The following is an 18,148-nucleotide window of genomic DNA, read 5'->3' as shown; positions in this document are numbered from 1 at the left end:
TGCCTGAGATTGGCCGATGCGGCTTCCAACGCCTGCTCCAGCTTCACCAGCCAGACATCGGCATACGGATTATCGGCAGCGGCATCCACACTGATGTTGGCCGCTCGTTTAATCACCTGCGGCATTCCGAGGATCGCCGTTACCTGATGTGTCTTGCTGATCTCTTCCCGCCGGCGCCCTGCCCAGAGCCGGATGGCATAGTGGGTATGTAATTCAATCGTTAATGACGAGGTTAGGACACCGGCACGTAAACGCGGCTGAGATGCGGTTTTTTCTTCTGCATCAGACATGCACAAAAACTCCTGTTTAGCCTTGATAAGTCAGTCAAACTATCAGGGCAAAACAGGCGGTGACTCAATGAATAACCAGTTATCGAAAAAGGGAAGATTGAAGGCTGTTATTTATTGTCAGAAATGATGATTTTTTAGTCTTGTGTGCCATAGGCACAACCGGATAATTTTTAACCCTCACTGACTCAGACGATACAGCAGGTTTCCGTCTTCGTTACACGGGTCAAAACAGTTTATTTTTTAATCTTGTGTGCCATGGGCACACTTGTATAATTTTCAATCATTATTGATTCAGATAACACAGCCGGATTTTCCATCTTCATTGCGCAGGTTAAAACCGTCTGTTTTTTAATCTTGTGTGCCATGGGCACACTTGTACGATTTTCAATCATTATTGATTCAGATAACACAGCCGGATTTTCCGTCTTCATTGCACGGGGCAAAACAGTCTGTTTTTTAATCTCGTGTGCCACGGGCATAGTCATTTGCTTTTTAATCAGTATTATCATGACGGTATTTCGCCCTTGTCAGTCGCTGCCGGATGTCTTTCACGACACTGCGTACATGGGTTTGTGAGGAAGGTGATACAGGCCGCTCAACAGGTTGAGTAAACTCAACCGATGTCTTCCCGGGGGCAGGCGTGGTAGCCGCCGTTTCAGCCTGCCCGTATAATTTTCCATCCCGTGCCCGTTTCATCATCGTCAGCAGCCAGCCGACCGGGTTACCGATTTTTCCGGCCCGTAACGCTTTGTCCAGACAGCTCAGTACAGTCTGTGCCTGTTCAGCGGGCAGCGCCTGTAACTGGCTGGTCAGCATTGTCACATCGTCCGGTTCCAGTTGTCGGCAAAGTCCTTCTGGTAGAAAAACCGCAGATTGCGGATCAACGTATGTTTTTTTATTCACACTCTGTGTGAAAGAACGTACATAACAGTTCGGTTTAGCTGAATCACTATAACGCGTTGATTTCAGACTGAGTTCGGCATCCGAATTCAGTGTATTCTGCCCCTTTGGAAGACAGGATTCGGTTTCCGAACCCGGCTTAATCTCCCTGAGTTCGGTTTGCTGTTTGCCTGGTTGAAGCGACTGACGCATCACCCTTTGCTGCGGTGTCTGCACCGCATTCAGCCGCTCTTCCAGCAAACGGAGATGACTGTGGCGATGGCGCATCAACGGATCTTCTTTGATGTCAGTCAGCACGTCCCGGGCCGTCTGGCTGATAGTCCGGTTTTTGCTGCGACAGGCTTCCGCCACGGTATCCAGCCAGTGCGGGTCGAGCATTTCGGCATCACGGTAGGTCAGCGGTTCATCGTGTTGCGCATAGATATTGCCCCGCACCCGCCCATGCTCATCCCGGATACGTTTGCACAGACTCAGCCAGCCGGTTATTCGCAGCATCAGTAATACCCGGCTGACCGTTTCACGCGACGCCTTGCCTTTATAGGGGGACGCCAGCAACACCTGCAATTCGTCATAGCTGGGAAACACCGCGCCTTCATTATTCAACGCATACAACCGGATCATCATCCAGCCGGTTTTATCCAGCGGCGACAGACGATCATCCAGTAACAGGCGGCGGGGATAGGCATCCTGAATATTGCCCATAAACAACAGACCACTGCGAAGTTGTGAAACGTCATCGTCTGCGCGGTGCTCCAGACGTATTTTCATCCTGGCAATTGTGTGGGCAATTATGCTGTCTGCTGACAGGTTTATCATGATCCCGTATCTCCGGCCTTTGCCTTTCCATTTAATCGGTAAAAATAATGTCAGGGCTGCACCCTGTTGCGTTGAACAGGATGCAGCATGACACCTCTTCAATACTGACTATTTACGAATTTCATTGTTGTAACGTTCATGGAGCATCAGCTCCCACGATTGTCCGTCATCCCGGCTTAACAACCGCCAGAACAACCCCACATTGATTTTCAGATACCCGTTGCCTTTTTCTTTCAGCCGGACGTAATTGCGCTCGCCCCGCTGATAACACCGCACCTGATGTTGCGCCTTGCGACGCAGTGACAACGGTGTTGTGACAGGGACATGCAGGCCGGGCATCATTTCCGTTAATTTTCCAGACATCGTTTCCTTTTCTGTTTATTTTTCATTGAGGGCTTTCAGGCCTGTTTTCTGACCGATTCAGACGCTTCGTTGTTCGGCCAGTCTTTCACCGCATGCCAGACGGCCGTCAGCGAGAGTTGATGATGCGCGGCCATCTCCAGCATCATATCCAGCCCTTCGGCGCTGTCCGCATTGACAATCGCTGCGGCCTGCCAGCGTTGCCACAACTCACGATTCTCCTCTTCTGTCAGGGGAGAATTGCGTCCCGGTTTTACGGTCACCCCGGAAATACGTCGGCGGGCGGCGATTTCCAGACTGGACAAACCGAAAAAATACCGCATCAGTTCAATAGAGCCGCCTAATTCCAATGCCCGGTCAATGCGTTGTAACCGCTGCTGCTCAATCCGCGCCTGATGTAAGATGCGTACCAGATTACTGTGATGGATCTGGATGGTCAGCACCGACACCGGGCTGTTGCCCAGATAGTGCAGATCTTCAATCGTCAGATTCTGCAATATCAGCATTTCAGCGGGGGCCAGCCCCAGCGCCTCACAACGGCGGATGTAGCCGTTTTTCAAATCCATCACCAACTGCAACAGCAGGTTGTTGGTGGCTTGCGATAAATGATGCATACATTTCCTCCACTATCAGGTCAGTCAAAACAAATTGAACAACGCATTGGAAACAGGCACGCGCCCCGATCTGGTTACCCCGTTAGCATCTCCGGCGCTATCTGGCGCTGAAGTTCACGCAAACGACGGATCACCCGGATAAGACGCAGAAACTTCACCGTCTGGGTATCATCCAGTAACGGGGTTTCCTCCCGTCCGACCGTGCCGAACAGAACCGTAGTCAGCGTTAATTCCGGGGCATCAGTCGTGCTTTCTCCGGTCAGACTGACCAATAAACGCGAAAAAGCCTGCGCTGCCTGCGCATTGACCAGACAAAAGCCGGCTGCGTGTTCCTCTGAGGTCGGTAACAAATCACTGTCACAGCCCATCACTTCGGCCAGTTCAAACGCCAGCCGGAACGCCATCCCTTGCAGATGCTCGATATCGTCCTGCATCGGGGGAATGTCCCAGACCGAACTGACCGGCTCCAGTCCGGTTTGAGCAAAGTGCAGGCATTCGACTTTCGGAGCAGGCTGAGGTGATTCAGGCGGATTATCCTCGTTATTCGGCTGATAAGGCGGGAGCACCGGATTTTTACGGGAGAACGCAACAGATGAGTCCGTTTCTTCCGGAGGATGTACCGTCTCCGGGTCCGGTGCTACCTCGCTGACGGGCTGAGAAACGCGCCGCGGGTGCGATCCCCGGTTTGGCGCTCGAATCGGTGCCACGTTATGGGTTGCAGCAGAAACCGCCGGCCTGTATTCAAACGCGGTCGCCTGTTCGCCAAAGAGTTGTCTGCGATTACTTTCTTTCGGATCTAATTCCAGTATCCAGCGGTCATAATTGAGTTGCGGGTGTGGCAGAGCCTGCAATAAATCGCCAATCAACTCATCCCTGAACATGTCCGGCGACCAGGCTTCCAGTGCATCAAACCGACGACAACAGGTTCCAAAAACTTCATCAAAGGTCCGCGTGGATCCCGGATTGATACTGAAAATGTACTGCTGCCAGACCGTCTCCGCATCCTGCCGTAATGCCAGTAATCTCCGGATTTGCCCTACGCTCAACCCTGCATTCAGTAGGTTCGGCATCCACGGGTACAGGTACTGCACCGTATCTTCCATCCGGCTGATATAACTGCGGCTGACAGGAAAGCCCGCTTCACCCAACAACCCCGATAACTCATTTTGGGTGAGTTTCTTTTGCTTTTGTGCTTCATACAGGGTTCTAGCCTGACAGACGCCTAATGCTTTTTCAATAAAACTCAGATCGCCCCGCAGTTCATTTTCCGCCAGATGTCCGATCACACACTGCAACCGTCCCGGCCACGGTTTAAACAGGCAATGCACCCGGTAAAACCGCTCATCACCGGTTTCCTGCCACAGCTCAGACAGTATTTGATAGCGCGTATTCCCGCCATCACTGAAGATATAAACCTCATCGCCCTCCGGATCGCGGGTGACTTTCGGCACCGTATCCAATCCACGGGCTTTGATTGACGCTTTGATATCGTCATAGCGCGGATTGCGGCTGGTCCGGGGGTTATCCGGATTGGGGCGTAGCTGATCTAATGTCAGGACCATCGGCATTTCTGCCATCGGCGGGCTGTCATTGAGTGTGGCGACGGCCTGCCGCCCCTGCTGTAACAAGGCATGGCCTAAATTCTGCGTATTACGTCCCATCCGTTACCTCCCGCTGTTATCGACATCCGAAAAACGGGTATATTGCGCCTCAAACCGCACACGCACCGTGCCTGTCGGTCCCTGTCGCTGCTTGCCGATAATGATTTCGGCAATACCCGCATCCGGCGTGTTCTCGTGATAGACTTCGTCGCGGTAAAGGTGCAATATCAAATCGGCATCCTGCTCCAGCGAACCGGAATCACGCAGATCCCCATTATTGGGGCGTTTATCAGGGCGGTTTTCGACTTGTCGGTTAAGCTGGGACAGCGCCAGTACCGGGCAATCCAGTTCTTTGCCTAACGCTTTCAGGCTGCGGGAGATATCGGCAATTTCCTGTGTGCGGTTTTCCTGTCCGGGCGCACACATCAGCTGGAGGTAATCCACCATAATCAGGGCAGGTTTACCGTATTTACGGGTATAACGGCGGGCGCGGGCACGCAGTAATGCAGGCGTCTGGTGGCTGCAATCATCGATAATCAGGCGCTGATCCCACTGGCTGAACTGTTCCAGACTCTGGCTGATACGTCCCCACTGCTCGTCATCCAGTATCCCGTTGCGCAGGGCACTTAAAGCCACGCCGCCTTCCATTGAAGAGAGGCGCAGCATCAGTTGGGCCGTCGGCATTTCCAGACTGAAAATCTGCACCACCGCCTCGTCCCGCTGTCGCAGGGCACCAAGGCAACAGGCCAGCCCCAGTGCGGTTTTGCCCATCGAAGGACGCGCGGCCAGCAGGATCAGGTCACCAGCCTGTAAGCCACAGGTCATTTCATCCAGCACCTGAAACCCGGTCGGGGTGCCGGTGATCCCGTTACTGCCCTGAATGCGCTCCAGATGAGAAATCAGTGCCTCGGCGCCCTGCAACAGGGTGACCTCCTGCTGTTGTCGGGTCGCCCCTTTTTCAGCCAGACGGAACAACTGACTTTCGGCCTGTTCGGCCAGCGCAGCGGCCTGAACATGGGGCTGAAAAACCTCCGTGCTGAGGGCGTTGCCCAGTGCCAGTAACTGACGCAACTGGCTTTTTTCGGCCACCATGCGGGCGTATTCCACAATATTGGCGGCACTGGGTGTGTTTTGACACACTTCGGCCACATAGGCAAAGCCCCCCACGTTGTCCAGACGCCCCTGATGGGTCAGTAAATCCGTCAGGGTGAGCAAATCATACGGGGTATTTTTTTCTGTCAGTTCAACTATCGCCTGAAACAGTATCCGGTGTGCCGGAAAGAAAAAATCGTCCGGGGTGAGTAGCTGGACAAGGTCATCCCAGCGATCATTATCCAGTATCAACCCGCCAATCACGGCCATTTCAGCGTAACCATTGCTGGGTTGTACTTCATTCGCGGCTTGTAAAAAATCATGCCTGTGCATCACCAGCCTCCCTGCTGACAGTATTCAGCGCCGCGATTAACCGCTGTTGCAGTTGAGGGGAAGCCACCCAGAACAGCACTTCGCTGGCGGTTAAATACTGCGGTTTATCCTGTGCCCAACCGCATTCCAGCAAAGCCACATCATCCGGTGTCCCCGGCATCAGTGACTGCGCACATAATTCTTCTTCACTACGGGGACTGAAATGCTCAACGAGGTCAGATGAAACACCCCAGATAGCCGGTAATAATGCCTGAAACTTTGCCTGCGCCGCTTGACGATCCGGTGCATCGATAAACACAAACCACTCATCCTGCGTATCCGTGAACGGCAGTTCGGCATTGTCATAACAAAAACAGACAGCTCGCCAGATAACATTCATTTTGCGCCTCCCGTCGGCTGGCTGACCAGGACCGCATCAAACCTGGCGGCCCATTCGGGGAACAACTCACAGGCAAGACGGTGCATGGTTTGCGCCGCCGCCGGGCTTTTGCGGGTGGTTTTGTATTCCAGACGATGAACGGGCTGAGCACGAACATGCCCCAGTTTGTAGATATCCAGCAGATCAATACGGGTGCGCAGTAGCTGGTAAACCTGTCTTCCACTCAACGCTGACGTATCGTAACGTTGCTGTTCGATAATATCGGTCAGCTCATTGAGCGTATCTCTGTCCAGATTGGTGCCTTCAATGCCATTGGCCAGTATCTGGATCAGCGGCAGCTGAATACCGTAATTCTCAAAGGATTGCAGTCGGGTCAGCATTCGCAACGTGCCGCGCAGAAACTCACGGACATCCGGCAGGATAGGTTTAATTATACCCAGCACACACTGAGTTGCAGTCAGTACCACCAGTTCCGTCATCACCCCGGTCGCACCTTTAGAGTCTATGATAATGACGTCATATTGATGAAAGCGCGGATGTTGCAGGATATTGCGCAAACGCAGTCGTCCATCCGGGGCATGCAGCATCGCGGTTGGCAGGAGTTCATCGGGATCGTTGGAAACGATAATATCGAGATTGCCGATCGCCGAGCGGGAAATGATCGTGTCTGCCTGACTCAGATCCACCGTCTGCATCAACAATTCATACAACCCGGCTGGCGCTTCATAAACCAGATTAAAAATACTACTGGATGTGGGTTGTGAGTAATCAGCGTCAATCAGGAGAGTCTGTAGACCGGCATCAGCAAAAAATCCGGCCAGATTTGCAGCATGGGTGGATTTACCTTCGCCACCTTTGGGGGAAATTATCGGAAGTATTTTCATGTTGTACACTCAGTAGTTTGAGCGTACAAACCAATGCAAAAATCAACTGGTTACATTTTCTTAACTTTGGAGGGGATTGAAAATCCCCGTGTCGGTGGTTCGATTCCGCCTCCGGGCACCACTTCAACTTCCAGTGAAGTCCAGCCCAGTAAAACAATTCTTAGCAAGTCCTGCAAAATCAATACCATTTCCTATTTCTACGTCCAGTTTCGTCTGTTGCAATCAAGATGCAGCGAAGGGCATAATTCGGGGCATTTACCGTTCGATTAAAGGAATGCCCTTAATAATGAAACTAAACGCACGACAAATCGAAACTGCAAAGCCCAAAGAAAAAACCTACAAACTCGCCGATGGCGGGGGCCTTTATTTAGAAGTCTCGTCACGCGGTTCAAAATACTGGCGGATGAAGTATTACCGCCCGACCGATAAGAAAGAAGATCGTCTGGCATTTGGTGTTTATCCGGCAGTATCGTTAGCCGATGCCCGCGCCAGACGGGATGAAGCCAAAAAGCTGATGGCACAGGGCATCGATCCCAAAGCCGAGAAAAAAGGCACTGCCTCGCCATCGAAAGTCACACATACCTTTGAACATATCGCCCGTGAATGGCACGCCAGTAACAAACGCTGGAGTGACAGACATAGCCAAACCGTGCTGCGCAGCCTTGAACAGTACATTTTCCCGCAGATTGGCAAGCTCAACATTACCACGCTAAGAACCAGCCAGCTTTTAGCCCCCATCAAAATGATTGATGATGCAGGTAAACACAATATCGCCCAGCGATTGCAACAACGTGTTACCGCTATCATGCGCTATGCCGTCCAGAATGATATCCTCGAATCCAGCCCCGCCAGTGATATGGCTGGCGCACTTTCCACCGTAAAATCACGCCATCACCCTGCCCTGCCTCATGAAGATTTACCGGATTTCCTGAGCCGATTGTCTGTTTATCGCGGGCGCTTGCTGACCAAAATCGCGGTAGGACTGACACTGCTGACATGTGTCCGCTCTAGTGAGCTACGATTCGCCCGCTGGCAGGAAATCGACCTTGAAAATGCGGTGTGGAAAATTCCCGCCACAAGACAACCTATTAAAGGCGTTCGCTTTTCTGAGCGCGGCATGAAAATGAAAACCGATCACATCGTGCCGTTAAGCCGTCAGGCTGTCCGGCTTATCAACACGTTGCAGGAACTGAGCGGCAACTGCGAAGTGATGTTCCCCAGCGATCATAATTCCGCGAAAGTCATGAGCGAAAACACGGTTAACAAGGCGTTACGAGCAATGGGCTACGACACCCAAACCGAAGTCTGCGGGCATGGTTTCCGCACAATGGCGCGTGGTGCAATGGGGGAATCCGGCCTCTGGAGCGATGACGCCATCGAGCGCCAGTTAAGCCATATCGAACGCAACAACGTTAGAGCGGCGTATATTCACACCTCCAAACATCTGGACGAACGGCGGCTGATGGTGCAATGGTGGGCGGATGATCTGGATGCGAACAGGGAAAAATCCATTACACCGTATGACTTTGCCAAACCACTGCGCGACAGGAAAAATCGATAGTACGATTTGCACCCCGTTAATTTTCATCGGGAGAAAAACAATTAACGCTGTTCATTAAGTCTTGTTTTTTAAATAATCCGCCTGTCATCAGATAACGTCCACGGTGAGCGCTCAGGGACTCGGTAACAGGAGAATGAATATGACAATGGCAGCATTAAAAACAAGTTTGATTCGTTTGCCGGAAGTGCAACGCAGGACGGGTTACAGCAAAGCGTGGATCTACAAACTGATTAGCGATGGAGAATTCCCGAAACAGGTCAAAATTGGTCCGCGTTCCGTGGCTTTTATTGAAGCAGAAATTGATGACTGGATCGCACAACGTATCACAGAATCGCGGGCGGCATAACACAGAAAAGACGATGACATAAGACACGTAACATAAAAACACAACGCCCCGAAGTGCGACCAACACTGCGAGGCGTTTCACCAATAACCGTTTATGAGAGGTAACGACGATGGCTGATACACAGCATACCCAAACTCGCCCTGAATTTACAGTTCAAAAAACAGCGGGCAATCCAAAACCGCTTGATCTTATCCAAACCGTCAAAACTTCGGCGATGTACTCATGGCAAAACCTGCTACCTGCTTGTGGTATCACTGTTCCGGCAAAAGGTAAACATGGTTCCTGTCCGGTTTGTGGCGGCACTGACCGCTTTCACTTTATCGACGACCATCATCACGGCAACTGGCACTGCCGCCAGTGTGATGCCCCGAACTATGGCGATGGACTGGATTTAGTCGCAAAAACCAATGGGATCACAATTACAGAAGCAGCCAAAGTTGTCGCGGATGTGCTGGCATTGCCTTTGCCCGCCAGAGAAATCACTTATCCCACACAACCCATTGCCGAAAGAGTGGCTACTCTGATGGCGCAGACTATCGCCGGGCAATCGCCTTATTTAACTGCAAAAGGACTGCATTGCTCTAATCAACGGTTGTTACCTGATAATTCGACAGTGTTGGCACTGACAATACTGGATAAAAAAGTCACAGGGGCGCAGATTATCAAACCCAATGGCGAGAAAAAATTACTGTCCGGCAGCCAGAAGAAAGGCGCGTTTATTGCCGCATCAGCGCTGGAAGTGCCCCCCGACACTGTTATCATTACCGAAGGTTACGCCACAGCCCTGACCGTTAACCAGTTATATCAAGGCAGCGTTCTGGCGGCACTGGATGCCGGCAATTTATTTTCTGTTGCCAACGCTGTTCGGGAACGCTGGCCGGACGTAAAAATCATTATTGCCGCAGATAATGACTGGCATAGCCCCGGCGAACTGGACAAACACGGCAAACCCAAAGTAAATATCGGCAGGATCTCAGCAGAGAAAGCAGCGCTGACGGTGAATGGCTGGGTTACGTTACCACCGACAGAACATAAAGCCGACTGGGACGATTATCGCCAGCAACACGGCATTGAGGCAGCCCGACAGGCATTCAGTCAGGCGTTATATCCGGTGAGGGAACCGATAAGTAGCGATGCAATAGAAACCCGTCGTTATGACAATGTTGAAAGCCTCTATCCAAATCGTAAAACAAAATTACCCCTGTCAGTTGGCTCTGAGGGCTTTGATGCTCAGTTAGACTACGTGGTTAAGGGCATTATTCCGGCGCATTCCCTGTGCAGCATTTACGGGGCGAGCGGATCATACAAAAGTTTTCTGGCGGGAGCGTGGGGTTGTCATATTGCCACAGGTAAGGCATGGGCAGGAAAACAGGTTGCTCAGGGTGCCGTACTGTACGTGGTCGGTGAAGGCGGCATTGGTGTGCCCCGGCGCATCAAAGCATGGGAAATCGTCAACGGCCAGACGGTTGAAAATATGTACCTGATCAACACTCCCGTTTTTCCGGCCTCGCCTGCCGAAGTACATGAGCTGGTGATTGCCGCCCGGCAGGTTGAAGCTGAAACAGGTCAGCCGGTGCGCCTGATTATTCTGGATACGTTAGCCCGCTGTTTTGGTGGCGCGGATGAAAATGATTCCAAAGATATGGGCGCATTTGTCCGGGGCTGTGATGAACTGAAAGCCAAAACAGGGGCAAGCATTCTTGTTGTTCACCACTCCGGCAAAGACGAAAGCAAAGGTGCGAGAGGTTCCAGCTCCCTCCGTGCCGCGTTGGATGTTGAATACAAAATCAGCCAGGAAGGGAAAAAAGGCGGATCGCTGGTTATCACCTGCACCAAAATGAAAGATGCCGAAGAGCCGGACACCAAAGCCTATGATATGCGTGTAGTTGAACTTTTTACTGATAAAGACGGTGAAGAGATTACGTCACTGGCGCTGATTGACAGGCCACGCGATCCGGCTGAAGAGGAAGACATCGAGCATGTCGCCAATAAAACTGATAACCACACAGCCTTGTGGCAGTGTATCCGCTCGCGCACTGCCCTGAAAGAGCCTTGCAGCATTACCCTTGTGCGTGATGATTTAAAATCGATGGGCGTGAATGTGAAGAATTTCAGCCGTTGGTTAACCAAGTTAGAACAGGCCGGGATGATTACCCGCTACGGGCAGGAACTCACAATTATTAACCAGAACAATAAAGATTAAAAAGTGAGTCAGAAAGTGAGGAACGGTGAGGAACGGGATTTTACTGCTCACCGTATTCCTCACTTTTCTCGCCTATATACGGAAAAAGTGAGGAGCACAAAAAACATTGATTTTTAAGGATAAAAGACTATCGATTCCTCACCTATTTTCGCAGTGAGGAAAATAAAAAGTGAGGAGCAAAATGAGGTGCAGGTGAGGAACTATTTTTTCTGGCAGGTGTTTTTCGGCTCTCCATGTTACCGGGTTAATGTATTAGCTCGGTAACATGGAGAAGACAAGCGCAGCGCGTCAGTGTGGATTTAATTCGTTGTATTACGTGAAATTGAGATGACGTAATAAGCTGATTTCATTTAAGAAGAGACGTTAATGACAATTTTTCTGATGTTCTTTTATTCGTGATTGTATGTATAAATAATTCTATTATATCCTGCTCCTCATTGTACCAAAAATGTGCAATGGTAATTTTATTGTTAAATTACTCTTACTATTCAGATAGTCACTAAGGATTGATACACCAAAAGATTATGGAGAATACAAATGAGCAGGGTAATGGATAAAACCAGCCAACTACTTGATCGCTCAGGTTTAGTATATACACTGATTACGGAAAATTTACCTGAACAAACTTTCGCTGTTGTCGATTTTTCTCTGAATGAAGCGCTATCAACTCCTTTTCGGCTGGAAGCCACATTGACCTGCAAAACTCCGGAGATTGACTTTGCCGATGTCCTCGACAGTAGCGCCGCTTTTGCTGCTCATCGTAACGGGCGAATTGAACGGCAAGTCACGGGCATGGTAACGCATTTTTCACTGCAATCAACCGGGCGTCATCAAAGCCACTACCATATCACTCTTCAACCTCCATTATGGCGCGCATCCTTGCGGGTCAATAGCCGGATTTTCCAAAATCAGTCTGTTGTGGATATTGTGGAAATCCTGCTCAGAGAAAATGGGGTACGAAACTTTTTCTTTGCACTTGGTTACAAACACCCTCCGAGAGAGTTCTGTGTTCAGTACGATGAAAGCGATTTGGCTTTTATCCAGCGTTTACTGGCTGATGAGGGCATTTTTTACTATTTCACATTCGATCAGGAGCAGCACGAGCAACGCATTGTGTTTCACGATTCCTGCCTGTCTCTTAATCAGGTGGTTACCGTCCCTTATCGCCCAGAAAGTGATGTGACTGGCGAAACAACCTGTATCCGCCAATTTAGCTGGTCAGAGCGCGTTGGTGTGGCTAATATCACGACCAAAGACAGGACTTTTAAAAACCCTCGCTGGAACCGGGAATTCTGGTATGAAGGGCGCAATCTTGATAATCAGCGAATACTGAACAGCTACCATTATTATGATTTTCCCAGCCGCTATAAAGATGACGATCTGGGACAACGGGCAAGCCAATATCGTCTGGAATACCTGCGCCGGGACACTCAGCTTGGTAACGGTCAGGGTGACTGTTTTGCCATGTGGCCGGGGCAGTTATTTAACCTGATGGATCACCCCAGAGAGGTTTTTAATGACCAATGGCAGTTAATTCAGATAACCCATTCAGGTCAACAGCCACAAGCCGATGAAATGCAATCAGGTGGTAGCGGTACATGGCTGTCCAATCACTTTACCTTTACCACTCGAAAAAACTCTTACCGACCTTCTCCCTATCCGAAACCCCAAATGGAAGGGCCGCATATTGCCACGGTTGTTGGGCCAGAAGGCGAAGAAATTTTCTGTGACGAACACGGGCGCGTTCGTATTCAGTTTGACTGGGATAGATACGGTGACTTTAGTGACCGTAGTTCTTGCTGGGTACGGGTCAGTCAGGCGTGGGCAGGGCAATTAATGGGTATGATTGCCATTCCACGTATTGGGCACGAAGTTTTGGTGGATTTTGTCCACGGCGACCCCGATCAACCAATTATTGTCGGACGAGCCTACCATGCCAACAATATCCCACCAAACCGCCTGCCAATGGCAAAAACCCAGATGTCGATCCGCTCGAAAACCCATAAAGGTGAAGGATTTAACGAATTACGCTTTGAAGATGAAAAAGATCGCGAAGAGGTCTTTATTCATGCTCAGAAAAACCTCGCCATTCAGGTGCGCAATTCACGCGGGGAACGCATTAACTATGACCGCACAACCAGCATTGGCCATGATGATGAACTGGTGATAGCCAATAACCGCAAGGTGACCGTAGAAGGTCAACAGGATCATAAAACCACAGGAAATTATATTGAGCAGATTGACGGCGACCGTTCGTTACAGCTCAAAGGCGATCGGGCTGAAAAAATTCAAGGGATAGTCAGTGTGGATGCACAGGGCGATATCACCCTGCAAAGTGGCAGCAAAATCACATTAAATGTCGGTGGAAACTTTGTTGTGCTTCACGCAGGCGGGATTGATATCAAAGGTGCGGCGATTAACCTGAACTCCGGTGGCAGCCCCGGCGATTTACTGGCACCCGCTAACCCCACCATCCTGCTGGCCGCAGCAAGCGAAGGCTCTATGTTTGTCGCCCACTGCCCAATGAAAGAAAAGGAGAAGCCCGAATGAGTCAGGAAAAACTCTACGCCATTATTGATGGTGCGGCGGAATCTGATCTGTTTTTGATGCTGGAACGTTATGACCCGCCTTCCGCCTGTCTTTATGGTGAGCCTCTTCAGCCAGAATTGGTGGAAATCGCCCCTTATCTGGTACAGGTCACGGAAGAGGTCAAAATCTGGCTGGAATGCCGCAAAACCCCGTGGGGAATTTTCGTCCACAGTGCAGCAGATATGAAGACCGTGCGCCAGCATTTACGAAAATACCTGCAAGTTCTGCTTCCCCAACAGGAAAAACCGGTCTTTTTCCGTTTTTATGATCCCCGCAATATCTGGGATTTTCTGGGGGTATTGAGTGATTGGGAAGTGCATTGTTTTTTGGGACCAATCACACGGATAACAACACTTTACCTTGAAGAAGAACACACGGATAACTTTGTAAAAGTCAGAGAACCTTTTCCTGCTAACGCCAAAGGGAAATATAAAATTTTCAAAATCAATGAAGAGCAATACACATTAATTGAAATGAAGCAAAAAGAAAAATATTTACAAAAACTTGACTCCATTTTGCTATCTGAATTAGCAAATCTAAGAAAAAGTATCAGTATCAATAATTCATTACCATTTTTAGCTTTTTTCTATGATTATCTTATTTCTGAGAAAATAACAGACATGCGTTCTATAGAGGAAATTCTTAAGAAGGTGGTCAGAGAAGATAATTTCGATATTGATGAGTTTGATAAATCCATTTTAACCAGACTTTCTGATGATGAGACTCCCGGCTGGTATAGAGCTAAGAAATTTATTCTTAATATTTAATAAATCTATCTGTATATTGAAATTAATTCGGGAGAGAAACAGTATGGGAAATGCCGTCAGAATCGGAGATATAGGCACAAAGCATGGTGATTGCCCAGCAACACCTGTTATTACTGGTGCCAGCAGTGTGAAAGTAGATGGTTTATATTTAGCCAGACAGGGAGATACTTTAGAATCACACTCATCACATTCACGAACAATAGAAGGGGGTTCTGGCTCTGTATTTATTGAAGGAAAACCTGCTGCTAGAACAGGAGATGCTATTGATTGTGGCGGTGTTGTTATTGGTGGAGGCAGTGTAAATATTGGCTGAAAGCACATATAAATACACTTTTTGGTTCATACAAGAAAAGAACACAGTTTATGAACTATATTTAACCAGCATTTATTGCTTAAATTCTGTTAATTTATAGTCAAAAGGAAGACTAAATGAAACCTATCAACGAAAAGGAAAAAACGATGTTATTAGCACTTAATAACAATATCTGCTTTAACAAAAAAGAGGAGTTAATAAAAGAATTATCTAAACATGATGAAAATAACACATGGAGTGCTGGTAAAGCCTGTGCGACATGCCCACCTCCAGAAGCGAGAGATGATTTTATTAAACATGTATTAAATCAGATCCCATATGTTAATGAGGATGGTTTTTTTAAAAATACTGATATAATTCAAGATCATGTTACTGCTTTAGAGAAAGGTAATATAAAGACAGTAAATGCAATTGTTCTGCATAGAACTGATAGTTATACTATGTCATCAGCAATAGCATCATTCAGAACAATAAAATTGGGAACGCATTTTATTGTAGACAAGGATGGCACAATAAAACAAACAGCTAGTTTAAACAAAATTACAGAGCATGTAGGTAAGATAAAATCAAAATGCAAAGAGGAAGGGGTTTGCAAAAATGATGCAGAAAGAAAAAAAATAATCAGTTGGGGTTGGAAACCATCGAAAATTACTGCTTATGAAAGATTAAAATCGTACCCTGATAGGTATCCTACAAGTAGTGATAGTATAGGAATTGAAGTTGTTGCCAAATATGAGAAACCAAAAAATGGGGAACCTTATTATCAAGAGGCAACTGAACAGCAAAAAGAGTCAATTAAAAAATTAGTAAATTTATTAAAATGTAAATATAATTTAAAGAATGGTGATATATATGAACATGACAAGATTGCTTACAAAACTAAAGGTGAAGGTGCTAATCTTTATTTTAATGACATTTAGTCACTTTTCTCACTCAATAAGTGATAAAATAGAGCTAATTGATTTAATTGGATTAAAACTATCTCAAAGCAATGGTGTGGGAACTATAGAAGCATGTAGAAAATGGAATTTGAATACAGATGATATTTATAAAATCTTTAAGATAAGTAATAAATATGAGTATAATCCACACCGTGAATTTGATTATGCGCCATGTGATATGGAAGGGAAGGTTAGTTTAAATGGCGAAATATGGAATTTTTATATAAATGGAGGAGGTATAACCATTCTTAAAAAGAACAATGATACTATTTATCTAGGTTGTAACTCGAAAGAATGTGATCCTTTCTTTCTTTTTCCTTTTGATGACACGAATCTATAATAATAACAGATGGTCAAACTTTAAGCTATTTTTTAATCTTGACCATCTCTAATATTATCTCAAATGACAGCCTTCATTGCCCCAACTAAAAAAATCAGTTAATCTAAACTTGTTTAAATCGCTTTTTAGCGACAATAAAAAAACTCCCGTAGCCTGAAAGGGAGAGCAAGCATTGCGGTACATCTGCACACTTTTGGAAGCAGATATCGTCAGACACCTAACCTATCGTCTGGCGGTGAAAGTCTCCCGGTCTTGTTATGCACCGGCTTATCATTCATGCAGAGCAATAGTCCCTGCCACAATCACAATGTGTTCTGTACGATTTTTACCTATGCTTTGATTAACGCAGGATAAACGTCCCGAAAATTGCGCGGCGTCACTTGTGTTAAAGCGTAGCGATTACCAAGTGACGCCGCCGGGCGGTCAACGTCCAAAACACGTCCGGTCTGGCTTTATGACCGATTTGAACCCCGTATTACTCAGTGTCACCACTTTTCATTGGCATTTTTCTGCCTTAATTCACTTATTTCGTTTGTTTTTCACTCACCGCCTTGCAACAGGCCGATGCAGTAAAGAAAGGAGATATCACACGTCACGAATAATGAGGCGTTCATCCTGATTGAATCAGGCACTGAACGGGGAGTACTCCACCGCCGTGCAGAGCACGTAGCGAACTCCTGCAAAAACTCAACATAATCCTCGCCCTGCTACACATTATCTGACGCACCACGGAATGGTGAACCTAACCGACACGCAGGGAAAATGTTTCTACATGAGTAAAGTTAGTCTGAAAATCACAGGGGAAATACGGATAGCGAAGCGAGCACGAACGAGAACAAACAATAAAGATTGATTAGTCGTCCGTATTATCCCCTGAGTTTATGCGCTCTGAGAGGAGTTATAGCCGTTACACTTAGCCGTTCAGTTATTGAGTAAGCTAAAACAATCAGTTAAAGTATTCCCGCCATTGGCACAATCCATTGGTCAAGGTTTAGCAGCCTTGTGCGCTTATACACTGGTAAGAATCTTTACCAGTGTGCCTGCATACGCCTTTTCTATGGCGGTTCAGGCAGGGGAGACTCACGTCTCGCCGGAGTAAGCGCCGGTCTGCTAACCCTGTCTGAATCGCCACCATCAATAGTAATTAATGGAAAGGGGTAGCAGGAATGAATAACAACAATATTCAAAATGACTGGCATCAGGCCGATATCATCGCAGCATTACGTAAACGTGGAACAACCTTAGCGGCGGTTTCCCGCGAAGCAGGACTCAGTTCATCAACATTAGCAAATGCATTCAGCAGACCGTGGCCGAAAGGCGAATGGATTATCGCAAATTACCTTGGCATCCATCCCTCAGAGATCTGGCCCAGCCGTTATTTCGATTCTCATACCGGAGAATTATTAGAAAGAAAAGTCCGCGCTAAACCACAGGAATAACCCGCTGTAATTTGTGATCGATGTCTTAAAAATGAACATTTTTTATCTTAAGCCCTGAGCATAAAATGGCAGCCCAATTTGACCATTTTTAACCCTCACGGCTTTTTTGCTTTAAGATGATTTAAAAGCGCACAATTAGTAATACAAATATTAAAAATCAGCAACATATATAATAAAAAGCAAGCAAGAAAACTTAGGGGCATTAAAAGGGGCATAAAAGGAAGGTAAGGTTATAGACTTTGATTATTCAACAAGTTATAATGTTTTTCGATTCCGCCTCCGGCACCACGATTTTAAAGCTAATTTGTTGAATACTATCAGGTAATTAACAAATAAGTTAAAATTTAGGGCTGTTAAGAAGATGTTAAACAATTGTTCGC

At 47.7% G+C, this 18,148-nt stretch carries 19 protein-coding genes; 9 read left to right on the top strand and 10 right to left on the bottom strand.

All coding sequences use genetic code 11. The features are described from left to right. From AACS90_RS16755 to AACS90_RS16710, 10 genes are all read right to left on the bottom strand, one after another. Positions 1-290 (bottom strand): AcaB family transcriptional regulator (locus tag AACS90_RS16755; RefSeq protein WP_153043696.1); only part of this gene is annotated, 290 nt, incomplete at its 3' end. Positions 291-523: 233 nt separating this feature from the next. Beyond that, positions 524-799, bottom strand: coding sequence for a hypothetical protein (locus AACS90_RS16750; RefSeq protein WP_099123365.1), 276 nt, complete (start codon positions 797-799; stop codon positions 524-526). Further along, positions 783-2,006 carry an STY4528 family pathogenicity island replication protein gene (locus AACS90_RS16745; RefSeq protein ID WP_099123364.1) on the bottom strand — a complete coding sequence of 408 codons (1,224 nt, stop codon included), beginning with the start codon at positions 2,004-2,006 and terminating at the stop codon, positions 783-785. Before AACS90_RS16745 ends, AACS90_RS16750 begins: the two co-directional genes overlap by 17 nt. A 108-nt stretch (positions 2,007-2,114) precedes the next feature. Then, entirely contained in the window at positions 2,115-2,369 is a 255-nt protein-coding gene (locus tag AACS90_RS16740; protein ID WP_099123363.1) for a ParE family toxin-like protein, read from the bottom strand. A gap of 35 nt (positions 2,370-2,404) precedes the next feature. Then, on the bottom strand, positions 2,405-2,980 hold the full coding sequence (locus tag AACS90_RS16735) for a DUF2857 domain-containing protein (RefSeq protein WP_099123362.1): 576 nt from the start codon (positions 2,978-2,980) through the stop codon (positions 2,405-2,407). Between the two features lie 74 nt (positions 2,981-3,054). Then, complete coding sequence (locus AACS90_RS16730) at positions 3,055-4,641, bottom strand: ParB family protein (protein ID WP_099123361.1); 1,587 nt, start codon at positions 4,639-4,641, stop codon at positions 3,055-3,057. 3 nt (positions 4,642-4,644) lie between these two features. Continuing rightward, on the bottom strand, positions 4,645-6,006 hold the full coding sequence (dnaB-PI, locus tag AACS90_RS16725) for an SPI-7-type island replicative DNA helicase (protein WP_371635689.1): 1,362 nt from the start codon (positions 6,004-6,006) through the stop codon (positions 4,645-4,647). Next, positions 5,993-6,385 (bottom strand): hypothetical protein, encoded by a 393-nt coding sequence (locus AACS90_RS16720; protein WP_099123359.1) that lies wholly within the window; start codon positions 6,383-6,385, stop codon positions 5,993-5,995. The genes dnaB-PI and AACS90_RS16720 overlap by 14 nt, the downstream gene beginning before the upstream one ends. Then, on the bottom strand, positions 6,382-7,269 hold the full coding sequence (locus AACS90_RS16715) for a ParA family protein (protein ID WP_099123358.1): 888 nt from the start codon (positions 7,267-7,269) through the stop codon (positions 6,382-6,384). Before AACS90_RS16715 ends, AACS90_RS16720 begins: the two co-directional genes overlap by 4 nt. A 50-nt stretch (positions 7,270-7,319) precedes the next feature. Next, entirely contained in the window at positions 7,320-7,457 is a 138-nt protein-coding gene (locus AACS90_RS16710) for a hypothetical protein (RefSeq protein ID WP_193757282.1), read from the bottom strand. Positions 7,458-7,555: 98 nt separating this feature from the next. On the opposite strand from AACS90_RS16710, the gene AACS90_RS16705 reads away from it, so the two are divergent. The 9 genes from AACS90_RS16705 (at position 7,556) to AACS90_RS16665 (ending at position 17,768) form a co-directional block, all read left to right on the top strand. Further along, positions 7,556-8,830 carry a tyrosine-type recombinase/integrase gene (locus AACS90_RS16705; protein WP_099123356.1) on the top strand — a complete coding sequence of 425 codons (1,275 nt, stop codon included), beginning with the start codon at positions 7,556-7,558 and terminating at the stop codon, positions 8,828-8,830. A gap of 139 nt (positions 8,831-8,969) precedes the next feature. Then, positions 8,970-9,176: a helix-turn-helix transcriptional regulator gene (locus AACS90_RS16700; protein ID WP_099123355.1), complete on the top strand. Its 207-nt coding sequence runs from the start codon at positions 8,970-8,972 to the stop codon at positions 9,174-9,176. Between the two features lie 214 nt (positions 9,177-9,390). Then, on the top strand, positions 9,391-11,379 hold the full coding sequence (locus AACS90_RS16695; protein ID WP_241538314.1) for an AAA family ATPase: 1,989 nt from the start codon (positions 9,391-9,393) through the stop codon (positions 11,377-11,379). A gap of 537 nt (positions 11,380-11,916) precedes the next feature. After that, positions 11,917-13,929 (top strand): type VI secretion system Vgr family protein, encoded by a 2,013-nt coding sequence (gene tssI / locus AACS90_RS16690; protein ID WP_241538313.1) that lies wholly within the window; start codon positions 11,917-11,919, stop codon positions 13,927-13,929. Beyond that, the gene (locus AACS90_RS16685; RefSeq protein ID WP_099123353.1) at positions 13,926-14,735 is read left to right on the top strand and encodes a DUF4123 domain-containing protein; all 810 of its coding nucleotides are present in this window, start codon (positions 13,926-13,928) and stop codon (positions 14,733-14,735) included. Before tssI ends, AACS90_RS16685 begins: the two co-directional genes overlap by 4 nt. A gap of 43 nt (positions 14,736-14,778) precedes the next feature. Further along, a complete protein-coding gene (locus AACS90_RS16680) occupies positions 14,779-15,048 on the top strand; it encodes a PAAR domain-containing protein (protein WP_099123352.1) in 270 nt (89 codons plus the stop codon). Positions 15,049-15,164: 116 nt separating this feature from the next. Further along, a complete protein-coding gene (locus AACS90_RS16675) occupies positions 15,165-15,968 on the top strand; it encodes an N-acetylmuramoyl-L-alanine amidase (RefSeq protein WP_099123351.1) in 804 nt (267 codons plus the stop codon). After that, entirely contained in the window at positions 15,940-16,329 is a 390-nt protein-coding gene (locus AACS90_RS16670) for a hypothetical protein (RefSeq protein WP_153043695.1), read from the top strand. The genes AACS90_RS16675 and AACS90_RS16670 overlap by 29 nt, the downstream gene beginning before the upstream one ends. Positions 16,330-17,495: 1,166 nt before the next feature. Then, positions 17,496-17,768, top strand: a complete 273-nt coding sequence (locus AACS90_RS16665; RefSeq protein WP_099123349.1) for a helix-turn-helix domain-containing protein — start codon at positions 17,496-17,498, stop codon at positions 17,766-17,768. Positions 17,769-18,148: the final 380 nt, after the last annotated feature.

Source organism: Xenorhabdus sp. KK7.4 (assembly GCF_963876465.1).
Taxonomy (GTDB): Bacteria; Pseudomonadota; Gammaproteobacteria; order Enterobacterales; family Enterobacteriaceae; genus Xenorhabdus; species Xenorhabdus stockiae.
The sequence above is the reverse complement of the archived record's forward strand: the minus strand, read 5'-3'. Positions and strand labels throughout refer to the sequence as shown.

Coding starts and splice junctions, on each gene's coding strand:
- AACS90_RS16735 (WP_099123362.1), bottom strand. CDS start 2,980: ATGCATCATTTATCGCAAGCCACCAACAACCTGCTGTTGCAGTTGGTG.
- tssI (WP_241538313.1), top strand. CDS start 11,917: ATGAGCAGGGTAATGGATAAAACCAGCCAACTACTTGATCGCTCAGGT.
- AACS90_RS16740 (WP_099123363.1), bottom strand. CDS start 2,369: ATGTCTGGAAAATTAACGGAAATGATGCCCGGCCTGCATGTCCCTGTC.
- AACS90_RS16695 (WP_241538314.1), top strand. CDS start 9,391: ATGTACTCATGGCAAAACCTGCTACCTGCTTGTGGTATCACTGTTCCG.
- AACS90_RS16700 (WP_099123355.1), top strand. CDS start 8,970: ATGACAATGGCAGCATTAAAAACAAGTTTGATTCGTTTGCCGGAAGTG.
- AACS90_RS16750 (WP_099123365.1), bottom strand. CDS start 799: ATGATAATACTGATTAAAAAGCAAATGACTATGCCCGTGGCACACGAG.
- AACS90_RS16680 (WP_099123352.1), top strand. CDS start 14,779: ATGGGAAATGCCGTCAGAATCGGAGATATAGGCACAAAGCATGGTGAT.
- AACS90_RS16705 (WP_099123356.1), top strand. CDS start 7,556: ATGAAACTAAACGCACGACAAATCGAAACTGCAAAGCCCAAAGAAAAA.
- AACS90_RS16730 (WP_099123361.1), bottom strand. CDS start 4,641: ATGGGACGTAATACGCAGAATTTAGGCCATGCCTTGTTACAGCAGGGG.
- AACS90_RS16685 (WP_099123353.1), top strand. CDS start 13,926: ATGAGTCAGGAAAAACTCTACGCCATTATTGATGGTGCGGCGGAATCT.
- AACS90_RS16675 (WP_099123351.1), top strand. CDS start 15,165: ATGAAACCTATCAACGAAAAGGAAAAAACGATGTTATTAGCACTTAAT.
- AACS90_RS16715 (WP_099123358.1), bottom strand. CDS start 7,269: ATGAAAATACTTCCGATAATTTCCCCCAAAGGTGGCGAAGGTAAATCC.
- AACS90_RS16745 (WP_099123364.1), bottom strand. CDS start 2,006: ATGATAAACCTGTCAGCAGACAGCATAATTGCCCACACAATTGCCAGG.
- AACS90_RS16710 (WP_193757282.1), bottom strand. CDS start 7,457: ATGGTATTGATTTTGCAGGACTTGCTAAGAATTGTTTTACTGGGCTGG.
- dnaB-PI (WP_371635689.1), bottom strand. CDS start 6,006: ATGCACAGGCATGATTTTTTACAAGCCGCGAATGAAGTACAACCCAGC.
- AACS90_RS16720 (WP_099123359.1), bottom strand. CDS start 6,385: ATGAATGTTATCTGGCGAGCTGTCTGTTTTTGTTATGACAATGCCGAA.
- AACS90_RS16665 (WP_099123349.1), top strand. CDS start 17,496: ATGAATAACAACAATATTCAAAATGACTGGCATCAGGCCGATATCATC.